Here is a 19,632-nt window from a genome sequence, read left to right on the forward strand (position 1 = left end):
CGCAGGGAAGACTCGGACCGGGCCCGGAACTCATCGCTCTGCCGGGGAACTTGTGGAGATCTGGCTGTTGAGCCATCTGCCCACAGTCCCCCTGCTGGGCAGTACGTTGCGTGGACCGGGGCGGAGGAGGCCGAGACGGTGGGGAAGCCGGCCCCGGCCGCCCGTGCCCCGGCCGCCCGTGCCCCGGCCGTTCCGAGGCCTACCCGCCGCGGACGAGCTCGGCCAGATGACGCAGCGAATCGCTGAGATGCTCCGGGCCGAACGGCGGGAACTGGATGTGCTCCCGGATGGACTGCGGCACCGCCGACCAGTCGTAGGTGAGCGTCACCTCCGTCTCGGAAGGCCCCAGCGGCACAAGGTCGTAGCGCCAGAGCCAACCGCCGAACGCCAGGTGCCCGCCACTCTTGTCCATCCCCGGCAGCCAGCCGATGGCACGCTCCGGCTCGAACACGTGGATCTTGTTGGCCATCCGGTAGTCGCCGTCCGGGTGGTTGGGGTGGTACATGTCCATCCGGAAGACCTGCCCCAGCTCGGACAGTGGCGCGGGGTCAACGGCTTCCCGCACCCAGCCGGTGCCGTCGATCGCGGAGTGGGTCCTCGGGTCGGCCAGCGCCGCGAACACGTCGGCGGCGGGCACGGCGACGGTGAAGGTGGCGCTCATGTTGTCCTGGTCCACGGTGTGCACGCTCCTCGTGATGTCCTTTCCGGCCTCCTGCGACTGCAGAAGGATGCGTTCCCTCCCTACAGACGGCTCGACGGGGCGGAACTCATCGGTCGTGGGGAAGGGACGACGACCCAGCGCTCGCCCCACGGCCGGACACGTCACGAGTCACGAGTCACGAAGAGGCTGCCGTATCCATTCGTGCCACTGCCCGGCCAGGACGAGTGCGGCCAGCCTCCCGTAGCCGCCGCCACCCGGATGTGCTCCGTCGCCCGCCAACGCCTCGCCCGTCCAGACGGGATCGGCGGCGAGTTCCGACGTCGTGGCGACGAACGGCACATACCGCTCCCGGCAGGCGCCCTCCATCGCGTCAGCGAGTGCCACCGTACGCCGCAGATGGGCATCGCCCGCGTCAGCGACCGGCGGTGGGCCCACCACGAAGGGCGTGACGCCGCGGTCCCGGCAGCCGTCCAGGAGCAGTTCCAGGTTCCTCACGCACCGCGCGGCCTCGACGCGTACCGCCCCGCCCTCCTCCACCATGTCGTTGCTGCCGAAGGAGACGACGAGCCGGTTGTCCGCGCCGGGCAGGAAACGTGGCAGCGCTTCCCGCCGCCAGCGCTGGAGAACGTCTTCGGAGGTGTCGCGCCGGAGGCCGAGATTGAACGCCGTCATGCCTTCGCCCGTGGCCTCCAGCACCCGTCCGATCCACCCGCGGTACTCCGGATCGCCGACGCCCTGGACGAAGGAGTCCCCGACGAAGCAGATGCGTATGTCCTCGATCATGCGCAGACGCTAGCCAGGGACCGGGCCGCGTCCGCGTCTGTTCCAAGGGGTGGACGGGGACGCCGCCGCCACGGCCCCGCCCCGCCCCGCACGATCAATGCTCGGCTCCGGTGTCTCGCCTGCTGCTCCGGTGGGCAACCAGCGAGTAACCACCTCCCAGACCACCCTCCTGCGTACGGCGCGCGAAGTTTCCCGTACGGAAATAGCCGTCAGCCGTGAAGGCCCGCGCGTTCTCGTCGGGGGCCCGGTAGTAACCCCGCGAGGTGTACGGGCCGCGTACGAGAAGTTCGCCCACCTCTCCCTCGCGCACATCCTCCCCGGCCGCGTCCACCAGGCGGAATTCGTCGTCTGGCGAGAGCGGGCGGCCCTGTGCGGCGAGTACGGCGGTGTCGGGATCAGCGGGCCGGGTCACGGTGAGGGGCCCCTCCGGCATGACGAACACCTGCTGTAGACGGCACCCCAGATCACGGCCTGTCCGCTCGGCGGTCTCCCCCGGCAGAACTCCGCCCCCGACCTGAAGCAGGCGCAGGCTGCCCATGTCGGCCTGGCTGTTGGGGAGTTCGTCGAGCCACTGCTGAACGTGGGCGGGCCGGAGCGACGTGATGGTGACCCGTTCCCGCTCGACGGCCGGCAGGCATACGGCGGGGGCCGGGTTCTCGGCCAGGACGACGGTGCCTCCGACGGACAGCGTGCCGATGATGCCGGGGCAACCGAGCGCCAAGGCGGAGCCGGCCGGCAGCGCGGCGAGATACACGTCGTTCTCGGTGAGCGACACCAGCTCGGCGGCGGCCCGCGCCTGGTAGACGTAGTCGTTGTGGGTGCGCGGAACGAGCAGCGGCGCCCCCGCGCCATCCGCGCCGGCGAGGAAGAACGCCACCTGGTCGGCGCTCTGTGCGAGCGCCGGCTCGGGCGGGGCGTCGACGGAGCCCAGCGGGGAGTAGTGGCAGCCGGACGGGTCGGTCGTCATACCGCCGTACGGGGACGAGGTGCCCGGCGCCTCGAAGGTGAACACCTGGCGCAGGAACGGCCCTTGGGCCGCGATGTCCGCGGCCGTCGCCATGTGGTCGAAGCCCTGCTCCGCCGAGGGGCCGACATAGCCGACCGCCTGGGCCACCCGTACGACATGAGACAGCTCGGCCGCGCGGTACGACAGCGGGCAGAGCACGGGGTGCGCCCCGAGGCGTATCAGCGCGAACACGGTGGTGACGAACTCGGGTACGTTCGGCAGCTGGACGACGACCCGCTGCCCGGGCCGCAGGCCGCGCAGCCGGAATCCGGCGGCCATGCGGTCCACACGACGGTTCAGGTGGGCGTATGTGGTGCGGGTCGCGCCGTGTACGAGCGCGGTGCGCGGCCCGTGCTCAAGAGCCCAGCCGCGCAGCAGGTTGTCCAGGGTGTGGCCGCGCCAGTGCCCGGCCGCCCAGTAGCGGTCGACGAACTCCGGGGGCCAGGGCGTACAGCCTTCGAGCATCGGTGTCATTCGCCTCGCGCCCCCTCTTGCGCGCCGGAGCGCCCTCCGCCGCCTCGACCTGGCAATCCAATCCGGCAAGGCCGCTGGCGGGCAATGTGTCTTCCCACCCAAGGACACGGACGGCCATCAGCGGAAGGTCCAAGAAGTACCGCTGGTTGACGGGCCCGGGCCCTACCCTGATACGTATGTCGCAGCCCCCCAATGTCGAAGCGGCCATCCGGTACCACGAGGCGGTCGCGCGCGGAGCGACCGGCGAGGAGCTGGCGCGCTTCTTCCATGAGGACGCGGTGCAGCATGAGCTCCCCAACGTCCTGTTTCCCGATGGCGTACGCCGTGATCTGCCCGCTCTGCTCCAGGCCGCCGAGCAGGGCCGCAAGGCGGTCAGCGAGCAGCGGTTCGAGGTGCACGGGGCGATCGCCTCCGGTGACCAGGTCGCTCTGGAGGTGACCTGGACCGGCACGCTCGCCGCACCCCTGGGCGGGCTGCCCGCCGGACACGTCCTGCGCGCCCATATCGCGGTCTTCCTCGAATTCCAGGACGGCAGGATCCGCGCCCAGCGCAACTACGACTGCTATGAACGGCTCGACCGGTCGGCCGGGACGGGCCCCGCCGACTGAGCTCGGCCCCGCTCCTCGCCCACGCTCCGTTACGGAGGACAGGCACGCGGTCCACGTGATCTGGCCCCGGCAGACCCTTGACCCCGTTCTTCGCCGCGCGGAGACTGGATACGAAGTATACGAAGTATGCGTGCCTTGTAGGCATACACCCGTTACACCGGGAACGCCCAGCCTCCGGCTCCGTGCCCCGGTCGGTCGGCGCACGCGCCCGCGGCGGCGGCGCGTCGGCGAGAAGTCACCCGCGCTCCCCGCGCGAGGGTCACGCCCGCGGACGGGCAGCAGCGGCGGGGAGTCATACAGACGGGAGGCTGCGAGATGCCCTTCCACACCGACCGAACCATCCGTCCGCGCTTCTGGCTGGAGATCGCCCTGGGCAGCCTGTCCGCGGCGCTGCTCCTGGTCACGCTCGTCTGGCGCGACTGGATCGAGTTGCTCTTCGACGCCGATCCCGACGCCGGCAGCGGAGCCGTCGAATGGCTCATCGTGGCCGCGACGGCCCTGGTCACCGTCCTGTGCGCGCTCGGCGCGAGGATCGAGTGGCGCAGAGCCCACCCGGCCACCGCACACGCCGTGCGCTAGCGGCACGGGCGCAGGGCGAGAGGAGGATTGCCATGCCTGAGGATGTCACCGCACTCATCCGGCAGGCCCCGTTGAGTTTCCTCGGGACGGTCACCCGGCTCGGCAGCGCACGTATGACGAGCGTGCCGGCCGACGACCGCACCGCCGTGGTCCAGGTCGACCAGGTGCTGCACGCACCCGACGCCTTCAAACGGCTCGCGGGCAGTGAGGTCACCGTTCAGCTGTCCGGCGAGCTGGACCCGCCGGCCGTCGGCGAGGCGGCCGCGTTCTTCACCCAGGGGATGGTCTACGGCGAGAGCCTGGCCGTGACCGAGGTGGGGCGGCTGCCCGCCGACGCCGTCCAGGAACACGTCGCCCTCGCTGCCACCAGCGCCAACGCCATGCCGTTCTCCGCGCTGCAACGCGACATCCGCGACGCGGACATGGTCGCCCACGCCGACGACGCGGACGCCGTGGTGATCGGCGTCGTGGTGAGCCTGGAGCAGGCGGACGGCTTCCAGCCGTCCGAGCACGCCCCCGACTGGTGGCGTGCCCAACTGGACGTGGCACACGTGGAACAGGGCGAGGTCCCCCCGGGGCGGCTCGCCGTGCTCTACCCCAACAGCCTGGACTTCCGCTGGTACAAGGCGCCCAAGCCGAAGGCCTCGCAGGAGGGGATGTGGATCCTGCACGCGACCTCCGGCGACCTGAGCCGGCAGGCGCCCTTCCAGCTCCTCCACCCCACTGACTACCAGCCGGTGCAGAAGCTCGACGCACTGCAGGCGGCACGGAGGTGAGCCCGCATGTCCACCCTCAAGGTCGTCAACATCACCCCGGTCGCGCTCAGTGGCGACACGACCCAGGACGGTGAGCCCAACCTCGCGGTCAACCCCGAGAAGCCCAAGGAGATGGTCGCGACCGCGTTCACCCCCGACCCGATGGGAGGCTCCCTGGCTCCGATCTACGTCTCGACCGACGGCGGGGACACCTGGGTGCTCCGCAGCATCGTCCCCGGTGGCACCGACGACCTGGGCACCGGCGACATCTCGGTCAGCTTCGCGTCCAGGGGCGGAACCCTGTACGCGGGCATCCTCAACGGCCAGGCGGCCGAGGCCGACATCACCAGGATGCAGATCCTGCGCGCCCCGAGCATCGCCTCGACCGCGACCATGGACATCCTCGTCAGCCGCGACGAGGAGGACCAGCCCTGGGTCGTCGCCGGCAGCATCGGAGCCAATGGCGCGGCACACGACCGCGTCTACGTCGGCAACAACAACTTCGGCCTCGGCAGCAAGCAGACCGCCACCGTGGACGTCTCGGGCAACGCCCGTACGGCCGCGGCCCCGGCCGGATTCGTCGCCACCGCGATCGAGCGGCGCGGCACGGCGGGCCAGGACGGGCCGCCGGTCCGGATCGCCCTGCACCCCGGCGGTACGGTGTACGCGGCGTTCCAGAGCTGGCAGAACACCCAGGGTCTCAACATCACCTTCGACGTCGTCGTCACCCGCGACGACAGCGGCGGCCTCGGGGCCCACCCCTTCCAGGACCTCAAGGACACGGTGGACCACGTCGTCGGCCAGCGGGTGGCGACCGGACGGTTCGTGAAGTTCAACGCCATGATGGGCCAGGAACGCCTCGGCGGCGATCTGTCCATCGCGGTGGACCCCACCGACGCGGGCAGCGTCTGGGTCGCGTGGTGCGACCGCGTGGGCGGGGTCACCGGCGTCGACTACACCCTGCACGTGCGGCACTCGGCCGACCACGGCCAGACCTGGTCCGACGACGTACGCACCATCACCGACGCCAAGAACCCGGCGCTGGCGGTGAACTCCGACTCCCTGGTCGGGCTGACCTACCAGCAGTTCACCCAGGCGCAGTGGGTGACGGCACTGGAGCTGACCGCCGACGGCTGGCAGACACCGCCGCAGCGCCAGGTGCTCCACCAGGCACCGGCCAACGTCCCCGCCCGGCAGGGGCTGCCGTTCCTCGGCGACTACATACGGCTGCTGTCCGTCGGGAAGGACTTCTACGGCGTGTTCTCGGGGAACAACACCCCTGACAACGCCAACTTCCCAGCGGGTGTGTCGTATCAGCGCCACGCCGACTTCGTACACCACCAGCTGCTCGACCTCGACAACGTGACCCGGGTGCCGCCGTCGATCGATCCGTTCTTCTTCCACCGGGCCGCGTAGGAGCTGTCATAAGCCCTGTCGTCCCTGTCGTCGAGGCACCCGCTCGCTGGGCGGGTGCCTCGGTTCACGTTGCGTACGGTGTCACTCCTGGGTGGTCAGGCAGAACTGCACCAGCCCGGCGTCCACGTCCAGGATGATCCGCTTCATCTCCTGCCACGGCGGGTGGAAGTCGGTGCCCCACTCGACGGTGAAGGCGAGGACCTTGCTCTTCGCCGGGTCGACGAAGTGGCGGGAGAAGGCGTAGTCGTCGCTGGTCCCACTGGTGGGGTACAGGTGGAAGGCAGACATCGGGGTGTATGTGCGGCCGCGTACACCGTGCAGGGCGTGGCAGAAGCGCTCCGCGAGCAGAACGGCGCTGTCGGCGTCGCCCTTGGGGATGTACTCCGCGTAGGCCAGGTCCCCGGCGACTCCGCGCTTGCCGTCGTAGGCGGAGTTCAGGAAGTTCTTGTCGGGGTCGAGCGACTGGTTCTCGTCGTCGCCCCAGACGAAGAGGATGTCCTCGGAGTAGCTGTGCACGTCGACGAACCAGCGGGTCCTGGGGAAGGTGTCGAGGAGCCAGCGCACATTGCGCGTCTCGGGCTCGGAGAACGCGCTCGGGCCCTCGTACACCTGGACGTCGCACGGGTCGGTCGAGACGCGTGGGCCCGCCGTAGGGTCGAAGGCGGTGGTGAAGTCGAAGAGGAAGTCGAAGTTGCGGTTGATGTCGACGCCGACGCAGGCGGGGCTGCCGCCCGAGTTCGCCGGGTTGCGGTTCTTGCGCCACATCGGCTCGACGGTCTGGCTGTAGTGGCGGCCGTCCGGGTTGACCAGCGGGAAGACGACGACATCAAGGTTGTCCAGGATGCTCCCCACCTGGGCGGCGGTGAAGCTGGTACCGCCGTAGCCGAGACCCGAACCGGTGCTGTGGGCTTCCAGCAGGTCGGCCGCGAGGTGCACGAGGATCTCGCAGCTGCCCCACTCGCGGGCGTGCACACCGCCGATGAGGACGACGCTGTCGTTGGTCCCGGCGGGGGCGGTTCCGATGCGCAGGGCGTGGCCCGTACGGCCCTCGACAGAGGGCTCGGGCAGCTCGATGAGCTCGCACTGGGCGGGGAACGCGGTGGCGAGGCTGGTCACGGCGGACTCGACCTCGGTGATGTTGAGATACGACATGGTGCCCTCCTAGGCGTCCTTCACCTTGAGGGCCAGTCCGCGCGGCACGGCGTCCGCCGGGGCGAACCGGTCCCCCTCACCGACCTCGGCCTGGCGTGCGCGTCCCGTGGCCGCGGCGTCCTCGAGCGTCGTGACGACCACACCGTCACGGTCGAGGGCCTCGGCTTCCTCGGGGGTTACATAGGCGTCGATGCTGAACGTGCCGTCCTCGCCCTGGCGGGGGCGGCCTCCGACGTCGGGACGGGCCTCGCGCAGCAGGGTGCGCAGGGTTTCGGCGTCCTTGGCCGTGACACGGACACGGATGTTCTCGTACGGAGCGGTGGACATGGCGACCTCTTCCGGGCGCCCTCGGGTCCCGCATCGGGGATGCCGACTCTCACCTCGCAGGTCCTGCGACGGGCCGGCGACGGGTCGCACATCAGCGATGCCGACGGCGGGCGCTGACGTACACGTATGTCGGAAACGTATGTCGGAAGCTCGGGATATGCCCGATGTATACCTTGTATCTTCAGCGTGCGCTTTTGCCGTAGAACGAGTCAAGGGGGGCGTCGGGCATACGGCTCAGCAGGCCGTCCAGGCCCGCGAGCATCTCCTGTTCGTCGTCGTACTCGGTGAACTGCGGCACCAGCGCGCGCAGCCTCGGGTACTGGGCGGCGGGCAGCCGGTGCAGGCCCAGGCGCAGCATCGGGTCCGGCTCGTCGGGGTCGTCGACCACCTGGCGTTTGTCCACGAGGAGACAGCCGAGGTTCCAGGCCACGACCGCGCGGTAGATCCGCAGGGCTGTGGCGTCGTCGAAGCCGGCCCGGCCGAGGACGGCGAGGATGTGCTCGGTGAGCTGGAGGGCGGGTGCCGGGCGCCGGGACACCGGCACGCTCAGCGGGCGGGTGGCCACCAGGGGCAGGATCTCGGGGTGGGCGTGGGCCACCACGGCGAAGGTACGGACGATCCTGCGCAGCTCCGTGCGCCAGGCCTGCTCGGCCCGTTCCGCGTCCGGGCCGGCGCGGGACTCCTCGGCCGTACTCCTCAGATGCTCGTTGACCTCGGCGAAGAACGCTTCGACGAGGCCGTCGACCAGGGCTTCCTTGCCCGGGAAGTAGCGGTAGAGGGCCATCGACTCCACCCCGAGGTCGGTGGCCAGGCGGCGCATGGTGAGCGCCGCCAGTCCGTCCCGGTCGACGAGCGAGACGGCCGCGGCGAGCACCAGCGGACGGCTCAGCCGCCGCCTTTTCTCCGAGCCGTCCTGTGCGGTCATGTCCGCACCCCTGTCGCGTACGTACCGGCCCCGCGGGCCACACCCGGCGGTCCGGTCGGGAGGAATACGACCAAGGATACAAGGTAAACAGGGGCAATACACTCTTCAATCACCCAAACCGGACCCTGCGCGCCGCTGACGCCGAACCGCCGGAGCGCCCGTTACTCCCACTCCCAGCGCATGGCCTCGAAGCCCGGGCCGGGGTCCTCGACCGTGAACGCCGCACGGCCGGACGCGCTGATCCACACCTGTTCGGCAGGGGACATGGGACCGCCGGCGGTGGTGCCGGAGTAGCGGTGGCACCGGACGGGGACGGCCTCGGGGTGGAACTGGACCTCCAGGGTGTAGAGCCGGGCCGGCGCACGGAAGCCGGTGCCGACCTCGCTGGTACGGGCGCCACTGGTCCCGAAGACGTAGGTGTACTCGATCACGTCGGTCTCGCCCTTGGTGAGCACCCGGTCCAGGAGCAGCTCCGCGACCAGCAGCGGTACGGAAGTATCCGAACGGACCCGGCCCTTACGGGCATTGCGGATGCCGACGATCTCGGGGAGCTCGCGCTGCGGGTCGTCGCCCCGGCTGATGAGCATGAGCCGGTCCACGCGCTCGTGCTCGGCCCGCAGCACCATGGTGACCGTCAGCCGCCGCTCGGCCCCGTTCTCGTCGATCTCGTACCGGTCGTGCACGGCGAGCCGGGTCAGCCCGTCGTCGGTGGAGCCCAGCGCGTCCAGCAGGCCCGGCAGGCTCTTGTACTGCTGCCACAGGTCCTCGGTCCCAAGGGTCCGGGGCGCGCGGTTGACCCAGCGGCCGCGCGGGCGCTGGGGGCCCAGCAAGGAGACCAGGGAGTCGCTGGGGAGCCCCAGCAACTCCTCCAACAGCCGCACGGCCTGGCGGGACTGAGGGCGTTCGGGACGGCTCCGGCCACGCCGCCAGTAGCTGAGGGTGGTCACGCTGACGGCGACTCCCCGGGCCGCGAGCCGGTGCTGGATGCGTTCCAGGCTGAGGCCGCTGGCGCGCACGGCGCAGTCGAGCGCGGCCTCGAACGGGCCGTGGCGCAGGGCGTCGGCCAGCTCGGGCGGCGGAGGTTGAGAGGGCACAGGTGATCCGTCCTGCATGCCGTGCGGGGGTAGCACATGCTAGCGACTTCCAGCCAAACGGCAGGTGACACAGGTCACGATGTGAACAGTCTTGAGCGGGGCCCCGGTTGCCCGGGGGCGACCACCGACCGTCCGTTCTGCGCCGCCCACACGCGTCCATCAGCGCAGGAAACAGCGCGGATACACGGGCGTTACTTGTCATGGCCGTTTCACAGGGAACCGTATTAAACAGAATTGGCATCTCATTGCCCCGCACCGGCAAATCCCGCCATTCTCCCGACCCATGAAACGATCTCTGCTCGTCGGTTCGCTGTCCCTCGCGGTCAGCGGCCTCCTGATAGCCGGTGCGGGCACCCCCGCCTCGGCGGCCAAGGGCCCCCGGACCGTCACCCCCAAGCCGAGCAAGGCCCAGGCCCTGCACGACGCCACCGCCCAGGTGGCCGCGACCCCCGGCGCGGTCCGGGCCGGCGCCCACGACACGTTCGTGTCACACGACGTGACGATCGACAAGGACGGCACCCGTCACGTCCACCTCGACCGCCGCTACCAGGGCCTGCCGGTCCTGGGCGGTGACGTCATCGTGCACTCCGCCCCCAACGGAGAGCTGCGCTCGACCTCGCTGACCCTCAAGACCCCGCTGTCGCTCTCGGTGACGCCGAAGGTCAGCAAGCAGAGCGCGGTGGCCGTGGCCGTCGCGCAGTTCAAGGGCTCCAGGAAGGGCAGCAAGGCCGACCTCGTCGTGGACGCGACGGCGGCCACGCCGACGCTCGCCTGGCAGGTCGTCGTCGACGGCACCGCGCCCGACGGCTCGCCCAGCCACGTCCACACGCTGGTCGACGCCACGACCGGCAAGGCCGGGAAGACCTGGAACACCTTCCACAGCACGGTGGTCCCGGGCCACACCGCGAACGCGCCGCAGACCACGGCCGTCGCCGGTGCCGCCGCCTCGGGTACCGGCCACGGCTACCAGGTCGGCGACGTCACGCTGGGCACCAGCAGCACCTCCGGCGGTTACGAGCTCAAGGATCCGACCCGCGGTAACGGGGAGACGCGGGACGCCCAGAACAAGACCGTCACCAACGACTCGCCGCCGGCCGGCTGGGGCGTCGCCTTCACCGACACGGACAACGTGTGGGGCAACGGCACCCTCAGCGACCGCGCCACCGTCGCCGTGGACGCCCACTACGGCATCCAGGCCACCTGGGACTACTACAAGAACGTCCACGGCCGCAACGGCATCAAGAACGACGGCGTCGGCGCCCGCTCCTTCGTCCACTACGGCACCAACTACGACAACGCCGGCTGGGACGACGCCAGCTTCAGCATGATCTACGGCGACGGCGCCGTGGGCCAGAAGCCCTTCACCGAGCTGGACGTGGCCGGCCACGAGATGAGCCACGGCGTCACCGCGGCCACCGCGGGCCTGAACTACTTCGGCGACGCGGGCGGCCTCAACGAGTCCACCTCGGACATCTTCGGCACCCTCGTCGAGTTCAACGCCAACAGCCCGGCGGACAAGCCCGACTACCTCATCGGCGAGAAGATCAGCTCCACGCCGCTGCGGTACATGGACGACCCCAAGAAGGACGGCGTCTCCCAGAGCTGCTGGACCACCAACACCAAGAACCTCGACCCGCACTACTCGTCCGGCGTCGGCAACCACTGGTTCTACCTGATGGCGGTCGGCTCCGGCTCGTCCACCTGGGGCAACAGCCCCACCTGCGACGGCGGCACCGTCACCGGCCTCGGCAACGACGCCACCGGCAAGATCTGGTACCGCGCCCTCACCACGTACCTGACGGCCGCCTCCACCTACGCGGACGCCCGTACCGCGAGCATCAAGGCCGCGACCGACCTGTACGGCGCCTCCAGCACCCAGTGCGCCACCGTGGAGAAGGCCTGGAGCGGCGTCGGCGTCGCCCCGACCGCGACCACCTGCGGCGGCACCACCACCCAGCCGCCGAGCGGCTCCAACCTGCTGCTCAACCCCGGCTTCGAGTCGGGCGCGACCAACTGGACCGCGTCCTCGGGTGCCATCACCAACGACACCGGTGCCACCGCCCACGGCGGCTCGTACTACGCCTGGCTGGACGGCTACGGCTCCTCGCACACCGACACCCTCTCCCAGTCGGTGACGGTCCCGGCGACGGCCACGGCCCCGAAGCTCTCCTTCTGGCTCGCCATCGACACCAAGGAGACCGGCAGCACCGCGTACGACACCCTCAAGGCGCAGGTCGTCTACGGCACCACGACGACCACCCTGGCGACGTACTCCAACGCCACGCCGAGCGGCTATGTCCAGCGCACCCTCGACCTGTCCGCCTTCAAGGGCAAGACGGTCACCATCAAGTTCACGGGCACCGAGGACTCCTCGCTGGCCACGAGCTTCCTGATCGACGACACGTCGGTCACCACCGGCTGACCACCGGTCACCACCGGCTGATCCAGCACACCCCGACTGCGAGCGGCCTCTGATACACGGCCCGGACAGGACGCCCCCAACGTCCCGTCCGGGCCGTTCTCTCTGCACGACGCGGCTCAGCCTCGGAGCGGTTCGCCCGTCTCCAGCAGGCTCTTGAGGCTGGAGAGGATGGGCGGCCACCCCTGGCTGCACATCGAGTGCAGGGTGCCGGCCCGGTCGAAGTCGTGTGTGACGGTGAGTTTGACCTGGTCGCCCTCCGACTCGATGTCGAAGGTGACCTGCGAGCGGCGCTCGGCGGCGAGCTGGGCGCGCACGCCCTCGCTGATGCCGACCGCCTCGGCCCACTGCGGGGTGAAGGTATGCCAGGTGTAGGCCAGTCGGCGGTGCGGCTGGTAGGTGAGGACGACCTGGTCGGGGTGGGAGATCTCGACTCCGCCCTGCTCCCAGACGAGGGGCGACCCCTCGGCCCAGTCGGTCCTGAAACGTACACCCCAGTAGCGGTCGGTGAAGGCCGGGTCGGTCAGGGCCTGCCAGAGCCGCTCGGGAGTCGTGCGGATGTAGGTGGTGTAGACGAACGTCTTGCTGTCCATGAGGGGTTGCTCCAATGCTCGCTTCAGGTCCGCGAGGGCGTTCACGCGCTCCCGGTCGAACCGGCTGATCCATCGCTCCGCGAGGGCGTTGATCGGAGCGGCGTTGAGGTAGTGCAGCTTCTCCCTGCCCCGGCGCACGGTGACGACCAGCTCGGCTTCCTCCAGTACGGCCAGGTGCTTGCTGACCGACTGCCGGGCCATCTCCAGGCCCTCGCACAGCTCGCGCAACGTCTGTCCGTTGCGGTCCCGGAGGCGGTCAAGCAGCCTCCGTCGGCTCGGGTCGGCCAGCGCCTTGAACACCGCGTCCATCACTGGTCACCCCCAGTCATGCAACCGCGTGGCTGCCTTTCCATGATTGGCAGCCGATCGGCTGCCTGTCAAGCGGACTGGTCCGGCCGAGCTCGTCGCACCCGACCGGGTCGGGCACAGGATGTCGGGTCCGGCAGGGTGGTTCCTTCCTAACGTGAGTGAGCGAAAGGGAAGGAGACCGGGGTGCTGGAGCGGCTGAACCAGGCCATGGAGCGCATCGAGGCGCAGCTCGACCAGCCGGTCGACGTGGCCGAGCTGGCGCGCGTCGCGGCGACGTCGGAGTACCACTTCCGTCGGATGTTCTCCGCGCTGGCGGGTGTTCCGCTGTCGGAGTACATCCGCCGCAGACGGCTGACCGTGGCGGGCGCCGAAGTCCTCGCCGACGAGCGGACGCTGCTGGACGTCGCCACGCGCTACGGCTACGGCTCGGGCGAGGCCTTCGCCCGTGCGTTCCGCGCCTTCCACGGTGTGGGACCGGGCGAGGCCCGGCGGACCGGCGCGGCGTTGCACTCGCAGCCCCGGATGTCCTTCCGACTCACCGTCGAAGGGAGCAGCAGTATGCGATACCGGATCGTGGAGAAGGAGGAGTTCCGTGTGGTCGGCAAGAAGGCCCGGGTCCCGCTCGTCCACGAGGGGGTGAATCCGGCGATCGCCGAGTTCATCCGGGGCATCGGTCCCGAGGTGCTGGGACGGATCAGCGGCCTGTCCGACCAGGAGCCGGCGGGCGTCGTCGGGGTGAGCGACCAGCTCGACCCGAGCCGGGCGGAGGGGACCGAACTCGACTACTACCACGGCGTGGTGACGGGCGCCGAGGCGCCCGAGGACATGGACGCCCTCGCCGTCCCGGCCGGCACATGGGCCGTCTTCGAGAACTCGGGCCCGTTCCCGCAGGCGCTCCAGTACCTGTGGCGGGACGTCTTCACGCAGTGGTTCCCGTCGAACCCGTACGAGAGCAGGCCGGGCCCTGAGATCCTGCGGGTGGAGCTGTCGGAGGACCGGACACGGGCGGACGCGGCGCTGTGGATTCCGGTGCGGCGGTCGGCCTAGGGGGTACGGCGGCCCGGGTTCAGGCCCGGGCCGCCGGCCGTCGTCTCCGAGGGGACCGTCACCGGCACCGGCGTGCGCATGACCCCATCACCCGACGTAGACGCCCGGCACACCGGGAGAACGTCAGAAGCGGACGATGCCTCCGACGTCCGCGAGGCGGCAGTCGGGAATGTTCTCGGCGGCCCGGAGCAGGAAGTTGAGTTTCTCGATGCGCTCGCCCGTACGCGGGGCGCCGTTCTTCTGGATGGGGACCTGTAGTCCGACGGAGAGGTCCATGACGATGTCGTCGACGACTCCGCCGGAGCGGCCCGAGGGGACGGCGAGGAGCCCGTGGCGTACGGCGGTGTCATACGTTTCCAGGGCTTCGGTGATGGTGCCGACCTGGTTGGGTTTGAGGACGAAGCCGTCGACGGCACCGGCCGCGAGCGCCTGTTCCAGGCGGGAGCGGTGGGTGGCGATGAGGTCGTCGCCGAGGACGAGGGTGCGGGTGAGCTGGGAGACGGCGTGGGCGAAGCCGTCCCAGTCGTTCTCCTCCAGGAGGTCCTCGACGAAGACGATGTCGAAGTCCTCGGTCAGGCCGCGGGTGTAGTCCACGAGCTCGGCGGAGCTCACCGGCTTGCCCTTGAGCTCGTAGGCGCCGGTGGTGGAGTCGTACATCTGGCTCGAAGCGCAGTCGAGCGCGTAGGCGACCTTGTCGGCGCAGCCGGAGGCGTCGACGGCCTCCTGGATGAGTTCGAGGACGACGCGTGGGTCGTCGCAGGGGGCGCGGTAGCCGTACGAAGGGGCGATACCGGCCGATGTGCCGGTGTACTTCTCGATGACGGCGCCCAGCCGGTCGAAGACGCGGATGCCGGTCTCGACGGCTTCGGCGATGTCCGCTGCCCGGTAGGGCACGACGATGAACTCGTTGAAGGCCTGGACGATGTCGCCGCAGCGGCCGCCGTTGACCACGTTGAAGCTGGGCACCGGCACGGTGGTCAGCTCGGTCCGGGCGATGGTGCGGTAGACGGGCCGGCCGGCGACGGCCGCCGCGGCGCGCAGACAGGCGACGGACACGGAGTAGACGGCGTTGCCGCCGAGGCGGGACTTGCGCGGGGTTCCGTCGAGTTCGACCAGCAGGCCGTCGAGTGCCGCCTGGTCGCGGACGTCCCTGCCGATCAGCGCCGGGGCGATCACCTGGCGGACGTTCTCCACGGCCCGGTGGACGCTGAGTCCGTCGTATGTGCCGGGGTCGTTGTCCCGCAGGACCAACGCCTCGTACCCGCCGACCGACTGACCGGTGGGGCTGGCCCCGCGTCCCGCATGGCCGGTGCGGGTCCGCACCTCGACCTCGACCATGGGGCGGTGGTTGCAGTCGAGGACCTGCCGTGCGTGTACGGCTTCGATGGATGCCATGAGGTCATTGTGGTTCGCGAGCGCGGGTCCGGCCCGGTGGACCTGCCCCGGTGGGGTGTGCCGCCTTCGACGAAGCAGGACCGCAACGGTGATACGCGCCACCACCGGCGCGGCCATTGTGTCGCGCCACCACGTCGTCCCACCGGACGACAGCTCCCAGGATTGCGGGACCCGCCCCCACACCCGCGCTTGGAGCCCCCCACATGCTCGACAGTAAGCGTCCCCGTGTAACGCGTGTAACGCGTGTAAGAAGTCTTCTGGTGGCAGCCTCGGCGGCGGTCGCGTTGGCCCTGAGCGCGCCCGCCGACGCCGTCGCGGCCCTCCCCTCCCCCACCCAGGGATCCCTCCCACCGCTCACCATCGGCTCGGTCTACGCGTCCGGCGTCTCGTCCGGCGGCTTTCTGGCCAACCAGCTGCATGTCGCGCACTCCGAGATCTTCAAAGGCGTCGGCATCTTCTCCGCGGGCGCCTACGACTGCGCGCAGGGCAGTCTCACCACCGCGTTGTACGCGTGCATGGACACGCTCCTGCCCCGCAGGACTCCCGCGCAGTTGGAGCAGGAGACCCGCGACCGGGCGGCCTCCGGCAGCGTCGGCCCGGTCGCGAACCTGTCCGGCGCCCCGGTGTGGCTCTCCCACGGCAGCTCCGACCGGACGGTGAACCGCGCGGTGAACGACGATCTCGCGACCTACTACCGCGACTTCGGGGCCGACGTCTCCTACGACACCTCATCGAACGCCGGACACGCCTGGGTCAGCCCCCTCGGCGAGGTGGCCTGTGCGTCCACGGCGTCCCCGTACGTCAACAACTGCGGCGGCGACCCCGAGAAGGACATGCTCACCCATCTGTTCGGCAGCGTGCGGCCCGCCACCACGGCCGCCCTGACCGGCAGACTCGTCCAGTTCGACCAGAACGCCTACGCACCCGGCGCAAGCGCCTCCGCGATCAGCATGGGCAACGAGGGATTCGTCTACGTGCCGCGGTCCTGCGAGACGGGTGCGTCGTGCAGGCTGATGGTGGCTCTCCACGGCTGCTACCAGTACTACGGGCTGATCGGCGACAAGTTCATGGCCCAGGCCAACCTCAACGAATACGCCGACACCAACAGCATGGTCGTCCTGTATCCCCAGGCCACCACCGCGAGCGACAACCCTCGCGGCTGCTGGAACTGGTGGGCGTACGGCGGTGACACCCACTACGCCGACCGGGGCGGCCGGCAGATCACCGCGATCACGAACATGGTGAACGCGCTCGCCGGTGCTCCCACTTCGCCGTCCCTCCCGGCCCCGACCGGCCTCACCGCCACCGCTGCCACCGCGAACTCGGTGGCGCTGACCTGGAACCCCGTCGCGGGCGCGGCCGCGTACAACGTGTACCGCGACGGCAGCACAGCCAACACGGCCCCAGTCGGCGGCACCTCCTACACCGACACCGGTCTGGCCTCCGGCACCGCCTATACCTACACCGTGGCCGCCGTCGACGGTTCCGGCGCCGTCGGCCTCCGTTCGGCCCCGCTGACGGCGTCGACCACCGCGGCCACACCCCTGCCGAACTGCTGGACCACGGACAACGTCGCCCACAACCTGGCCGGGCGGTCGTACTTCATCGGCGACAAGAGCTACGCGATCGGCACCGGCCAGTACATGGGCCCGCACACCTCGACCGCCCTGAGCAGCCTGCGTCTGCGCTCCCCCGGCTCCTGGGAGGTCGTGCCGCACTGCTGAGGAGGTGCCCGCGCCCGCCCCCGGTCGATGTCACCGTCCGGAGGCCGGGCGCTGCCGCCCTCTCCTGGCGCTTGCGTCGGGATCGAGACAGCGGTCCAATGCTGAGGATGACTGCCGTGGGCGGACGAGACTCCGCAGACGCCGGGGCCGCAGGGTGCGCCAACCCTCTCGAAGCGCTGTCCCTCGAACAGCTCCGCCGACGCCGGAGCATGAAGTGGCGCGCGCATCCGCCGGACGTGCTGCCCCTGTGGGTCGCGGAGATGGACGTGCCCCTCGCACCCCCGGTCGCACAGGCTCTGCACGAGGCCATCGATGCCGGGGATACCGGATACCCGGCCGGAACGGAGTTCGCCGAGTCACTCGCCGACTTCGCCTCCCGCCGCTGGAAGTGGGACGGGGTCGCGGTCGACCGCACCGCCGTGATCCCGGACGTGATGATGGGCGCCGTGCAGGTGCTGCGGCTGATCACTGGCCCCGGCGACCCCGTCATCGTCAACTCCCCCGTGTACGCGCCCTTCTACGCCTTCATCGCCCACGACGACCGCCGGATCGTCGAGGCCCCGCTGGGGCAGGACCTCCGGATCAGCCTGGATACGCTTCAGGAGACCTTCCGGCGCACCCGGGAGCGGAGCGGCGCCAAAGGAAAGATCGCCTACCTCCTCAGCAGTCCGCACAACCCCACCGGGACGGTGCACACCGCTCAGGAGCTCACGGCCGTCGCGGAGTTGGCCCGGCGGTACGGAATCCGGGTCGTCGCCGACGAGATCCACGCCCCGCTCGTGCTGCCCGGCGCCGAGTTCACGCCCTACCTCAGCCTGCCCGGGGCCGAGGACGCCTTCTCGCTCATGTCGGCGACCAAGGGCTGGAACCTCGCGGGGATCAAGGCCGCTCTCACTGTCGCCGGGCCGGAGGCCGCGGCCGACCTGCGCCGGCTGCCCGAGGAGGTCAGCCACGGAGCCAGCTTCCTGGGCGTCATCGCCCATACGGCGGCCTACCGCCACGGCGAGGAGTGGCTGGACGCGCTGCTGGCAGGCCTCGACGCGAACCGCGCCCTGCTGGGCCGCCTCCTCGCCCGGCATCTGCCCGGCATCGGCTACGCCAGGCCGCAGGGAACCTATCTGGCCTGGCTCGACTGCCGTTCCCTCGGTCTCGCTCCGGAGGAAGGTTCCACGGACCTCGCGGTCGTGACCGACCTGTCCGGCCCCGCCAAGCTGTTCCTGGAGGACGCCAGGGTGGCGCTGTCCTCCGGCCACATCTTCGGAACGGGCGGCGCCGGACACGTACGCCTGAACTTCGCCACCTCCCGGTCCGTCCTCACCGAGGCGGTCACGCGCATGGGGCGCGCCGCCGCCGACCACTCGCGTCGGCTCTGATGTCAGCGCCGGCTTGGTGCGGGTGGGGGGAGAGCGCGTATCGTGCCCGGATGATCGCGATACCGGACGAGTTCGCACGTACCACGATCGAGCGTGAGGGAGAACCCGGGGCGCGGTGGCTCGCCGGACTGCCCGGGGTCGTGGAGGAGTTGCTGGGGCGCTGGGAGTGTGTGCCGGACGGCCCGGTCATGCACGGCGGCGTCGGCGTGATCGTGCCGGTACGACGGCCGAGCAGGGAGAACGCCGTACTGAAGGTGTCGTTTCCGCACCCCGGCAACGTCCACGAGCCGGACGCCTTCGTGGCGTGGGGCGGGCGCGGGGCCGTCCAGCTGTATGAGCGCGACGACGAGCGGTTCGCGATGCTGCTGGAGCGGGCGCACACGTCGACGCTGGAGCAGGTCGCGGACGGCGATGAAGTGGTGACGGTCGCCGGGCGCCTCAACCGCCGTCTGGCCGTCCCCGCGCCGCCGCACCTGCCCCGGCTGCGCGAGCGGGCGGACGCCTGGGAGGAGGAGCTGCTCAATGACGCCGCCGAGCTGACCCACGCCCTGCCCCGCGCTGTGGTCGACGCCGCCGTGGCGACCGCCCGCGAGCTGGGCCGGACCCAGCCGGACACCCTTGTCCACGGCGACCTCCACCCCCGGAACATCCTGCGTGCCGAGCGGGAGCCGTGGCTGGCGGTCGATCCCAAGGGGTACGCGGGCGATCCCGCCTACGACGGCGGCACCCTGCTCAAGTCGCGCGCGCTGACCCTCCTGGAAGCGGATGATCTGGGCAAAGCGGTCGATCGCATCCTGGATGTGTTCGCCGAGGCCGCGGAGGTCGACCGGGAGCGGGTGCGGCGGTGGGCCCAGTTCCATGCGGTGCAGGCCGCGTTCTGGGCCCGTCGGCACGGATTCCGGGTGGCACGCAGTGGGCCGCTGCTGGACGGGATCACCGAGTTCGCCGACGGGCTGGCGGAGTTGCTCACGCGCCGCGTGTAGGGCGCGATG

18 protein-coding genes are annotated in these 19,632 nt (G+C 70.4%); 9 read left to right on the forward strand and 9 right to left on the reverse strand.

Translation table 11 applies throughout. From position 1 onward, the window contains the following. Positions 1 to 199: 199 nt before the first annotated feature. The 3 genes from ABD236_RS11895 to ABD236_RS11905 all read right to left on the reverse strand — a co-directional run bounded on the left by ABD236_RS11895 (position 200) and on the right by ABD236_RS11905 (position 2,924). Positions 200 to 676 (reverse strand): SRPBCC family protein, encoded by a 477-nt coding sequence (locus ABD236_RS11895; protein WP_344073366.1) that lies wholly within the window; start codon positions 674 to 676, stop codon positions 200 to 202. Between the two features lie 153 nt (positions 677 to 829). Further along, positions 830 to 1,444, reverse strand: coding sequence for a GDSL-type esterase/lipase family protein (locus ABD236_RS11900; protein ID WP_344073369.1), 615 nt, complete (start codon positions 1,442 to 1,444; stop codon positions 830 to 832). 94 nt (positions 1,445 to 1,538) lie between these two features. Beyond that, positions 1,539 to 2,924 (reverse strand): AMP-binding protein, encoded by a 1,386-nt coding sequence (locus tag ABD236_RS11905; RefSeq protein ID WP_344073371.1) that lies wholly within the window; start codon positions 2,922 to 2,924, stop codon positions 1,539 to 1,541. A 176-nt stretch (positions 2,925 to 3,100) separates the two neighbouring features. Here ABD236_RS11905 and ABD236_RS11910 point away from each other — a divergent pair, with 176 nt between their 5' ends. The 4 genes from ABD236_RS11910 to ABD236_RS11925 all read left to right on the forward strand — a co-directional run bounded on the left by ABD236_RS11910 (position 3,101) and on the right by ABD236_RS11925 (position 6,282). Continuing rightward, positions 3,101 to 3,532, forward strand: coding sequence for a nuclear transport factor 2 family protein (locus tag ABD236_RS11910; RefSeq protein ID WP_344073373.1), 432 nt, complete (start codon positions 3,101 to 3,103; stop codon positions 3,530 to 3,532). Between the two features lie 315 nt (positions 3,533 to 3,847). Further along, entirely contained in the window at positions 3,848 to 4,111 is a 264-nt protein-coding gene (locus ABD236_RS11915) for an ABC transporter permease (protein ID WP_344073375.1), read from the forward strand. Positions 4,112 to 4,143: 32 nt separating this feature from the next. Beyond that, the gene (locus ABD236_RS11920; RefSeq protein WP_344073377.1) at positions 4,144 to 4,887 is read left to right on the forward strand and encodes a hypothetical protein; all 744 of its coding nucleotides are present in this window, start codon (positions 4,144 to 4,146) and stop codon (positions 4,885 to 4,887) included. Between the two features lie 6 nt (positions 4,888 to 4,893). Then, positions 4,894 to 6,282, forward strand: coding sequence for a hypothetical protein (locus tag ABD236_RS11925; protein WP_344073379.1), 1,389 nt, complete (start codon positions 4,894 to 4,896; stop codon positions 6,280 to 6,282). Between the two features lie 81 nt (positions 6,283 to 6,363). Here ABD236_RS11925 and ABD236_RS11930 read toward each other — a convergent pair whose 3' ends face one another. The 4 genes from ABD236_RS11930 to ABD236_RS11945 form a co-directional block, all read right to left on the reverse strand. Then, entirely contained in the window at positions 6,364 to 7,434 is a 1,071-nt protein-coding gene (locus tag ABD236_RS11930) for a M14 family metallopeptidase (RefSeq protein WP_344073382.1), read from the reverse strand. A 9-nt stretch (positions 7,435 to 7,443) separates the two neighbouring features. Then, entirely contained in the window at positions 7,444 to 7,761 is a 318-nt protein-coding gene (locus ABD236_RS11935) for a hypothetical protein (RefSeq protein ID WP_344073384.1), read from the reverse strand. Positions 7,762 to 7,942: 181 nt separating this feature from the next. Next, entirely contained in the window at positions 7,943 to 8,686 is a 744-nt protein-coding gene (locus ABD236_RS11940; protein ID WP_344073386.1) for a TetR/AcrR family transcriptional regulator, read from the reverse strand. Positions 8,687 to 8,847: 161 nt separating this feature from the next. Continuing rightward, entirely contained in the window at positions 8,848 to 9,780 is a 933-nt protein-coding gene (locus ABD236_RS11945; RefSeq protein ID WP_344073389.1) for a hypothetical protein, read from the reverse strand. A gap of 283 nt (positions 9,781 to 10,063) precedes the next feature. Between ABD236_RS11945 and ABD236_RS11950 the strand changes: the two genes are divergently transcribed. Then, complete coding sequence (locus ABD236_RS11950) at positions 10,064 to 12,202, forward strand: M4 family metallopeptidase (RefSeq protein WP_344073391.1); 2,139 nt, start codon at positions 10,064 to 10,066, stop codon at positions 12,200 to 12,202. A 116-nt stretch (positions 12,203 to 12,318) separates the two neighbouring features. Here ABD236_RS11950 and ABD236_RS11955 read toward each other — a convergent pair whose 3' ends face one another. Next, entirely contained in the window at positions 12,319 to 13,101 is a 783-nt protein-coding gene (locus tag ABD236_RS11955; RefSeq protein WP_344073393.1) for an ArsR/SmtB family transcription factor, read from the reverse strand. A 183-nt stretch (positions 13,102 to 13,284) separates the two neighbouring features. On the opposite strand from ABD236_RS11955, the gene ABD236_RS11960 reads away from it, so the two are divergent. Beyond that, positions 13,285 to 14,148 carry an AraC family transcriptional regulator gene (locus ABD236_RS11960; protein ID WP_344073395.1) on the forward strand — a complete coding sequence of 288 codons (864 nt, stop codon included), beginning with the start codon at positions 13,285 to 13,287 and terminating at the stop codon, positions 14,146 to 14,148. Between the two features lie 123 nt (positions 14,149 to 14,271). On the opposite strand, the gene eno is transcribed toward ABD236_RS11960, so the two are convergent. Beyond that, entirely contained in the window at positions 14,272 to 15,543 is a 1,272-nt protein-coding gene (gene eno / locus ABD236_RS11965; protein ID WP_344073398.1) for a phosphopyruvate hydratase, read from the reverse strand. 260 nt (positions 15,544 to 15,803) lie between these two features. Between eno and ABD236_RS11970 the strand changes: the two genes are divergently transcribed. The 3 genes from ABD236_RS11970 to ABD236_RS11980 all read left to right on the forward strand — a co-directional run bounded on the left by ABD236_RS11970 (position 15,804) and on the right by ABD236_RS11980 (position 19,623). Next, positions 15,804 to 17,267: an extracellular catalytic domain type 2 short-chain-length polyhydroxyalkanoate depolymerase gene (locus ABD236_RS11970; protein ID WP_344073400.1), complete on the forward strand. Its 1,464-nt coding sequence runs from the start codon at positions 15,804 to 15,806 to the stop codon at positions 17,265 to 17,267. Between the two features lie 107 nt (positions 17,268 to 17,374). Next, positions 17,375 to 18,640 carry a MalY/PatB family protein gene (locus ABD236_RS11975; RefSeq protein WP_344073402.1) on the forward strand — a complete coding sequence of 422 codons (1,266 nt, stop codon included), beginning with the start codon at positions 17,375 to 17,377 and terminating at the stop codon, positions 18,638 to 18,640. 50 nt (positions 18,641 to 18,690) lie between these two features. After that, positions 18,691 to 19,623, forward strand: coding sequence for an aminoglycoside phosphotransferase family protein (locus tag ABD236_RS11980; protein WP_344073403.1), 933 nt, complete (start codon positions 18,691 to 18,693; stop codon positions 19,621 to 19,623). The last annotated feature ends 9 nt before the right edge of the window (positions 19,624 to 19,632 follow it).

The sequence above is a fragment of the Streptomyces crystallinus genome (assembly GCF_039521265.1).
GTDB classification, from domain to species: Bacteria; Actinomycetota; Actinomycetes; order Streptomycetales; family Streptomycetaceae; genus Streptomyces; species Streptomyces crystallinus.

Coding starts and splice junctions, on each gene's coding strand:
- ABD236_RS11900 (WP_344073369.1), bottom strand. CDS start 1,444: ATGATCGAGGACATACGCATCTGCTTCGTCGGGGACTCCTTCGTCCAG.
- ABD236_RS11905 (WP_344073371.1), bottom strand. CDS start 2,924: ATGACACCGATGCTCGAAGGCTGTACGCCCTGGCCCCCGGAGTTCGTC.
- ABD236_RS11910 (WP_344073373.1), top strand. CDS start 3,101: ATGTCGCAGCCCCCCAATGTCGAAGCGGCCATCCGGTACCACGAGGCG.
- ABD236_RS11915 (WP_344073375.1), top strand. CDS start 3,848: ATGCCCTTCCACACCGACCGAACCATCCGTCCGCGCTTCTGGCTGGAG.
- ABD236_RS11920 (WP_344073377.1), top strand. CDS start 4,144: ATGCCTGAGGATGTCACCGCACTCATCCGGCAGGCCCCGTTGAGTTTC.
- ABD236_RS11925 (WP_344073379.1), top strand. CDS start 4,894: ATGTCCACCCTCAAGGTCGTCAACATCACCCCGGTCGCGCTCAGTGGC.
- ABD236_RS11930 (WP_344073382.1), bottom strand. CDS start 7,434: ATGTCGTATCTCAACATCACCGAGGTCGAGTCCGCCGTGACCAGCCTC.
- ABD236_RS11935 (WP_344073384.1), bottom strand. CDS start 7,761: ATGTCCACCGCTCCGTACGAGAACATCCGTGTCCGTGTCACGGCCAAG.
- ABD236_RS11940 (WP_344073386.1), bottom strand. CDS start 8,686: ATGACCGCACAGGACGGCTCGGAGAAAAGGCGGCGGCTGAGCCGTCCG.
- ABD236_RS11950 (WP_344073391.1), top strand. CDS start 10,064: ATGAAACGATCTCTGCTCGTCGGTTCGCTGTCCCTCGCGGTCAGCGGC.
- ABD236_RS11955 (WP_344073393.1), bottom strand. CDS start 13,101: ATGGACGCGGTGTTCAAGGCGCTGGCCGACCCGAGCCGACGGAGGCTG.
- eno (WP_344073398.1), bottom strand. CDS start 15,543: ATGGCATCCATCGAAGCCGTACACGCACGGCAGGTCCTCGACTGCAAC.
- ABD236_RS11975 (WP_344073402.1), top strand. CDS start 17,375: ATGACTGCCGTGGGCGGACGAGACTCCGCAGACGCCGGGGCCGCAGGG.
- ABD236_RS11980 (WP_344073403.1), top strand. CDS start 18,691: ATGATCGCGATACCGGACGAGTTCGCACGTACCACGATCGAGCGTGAG.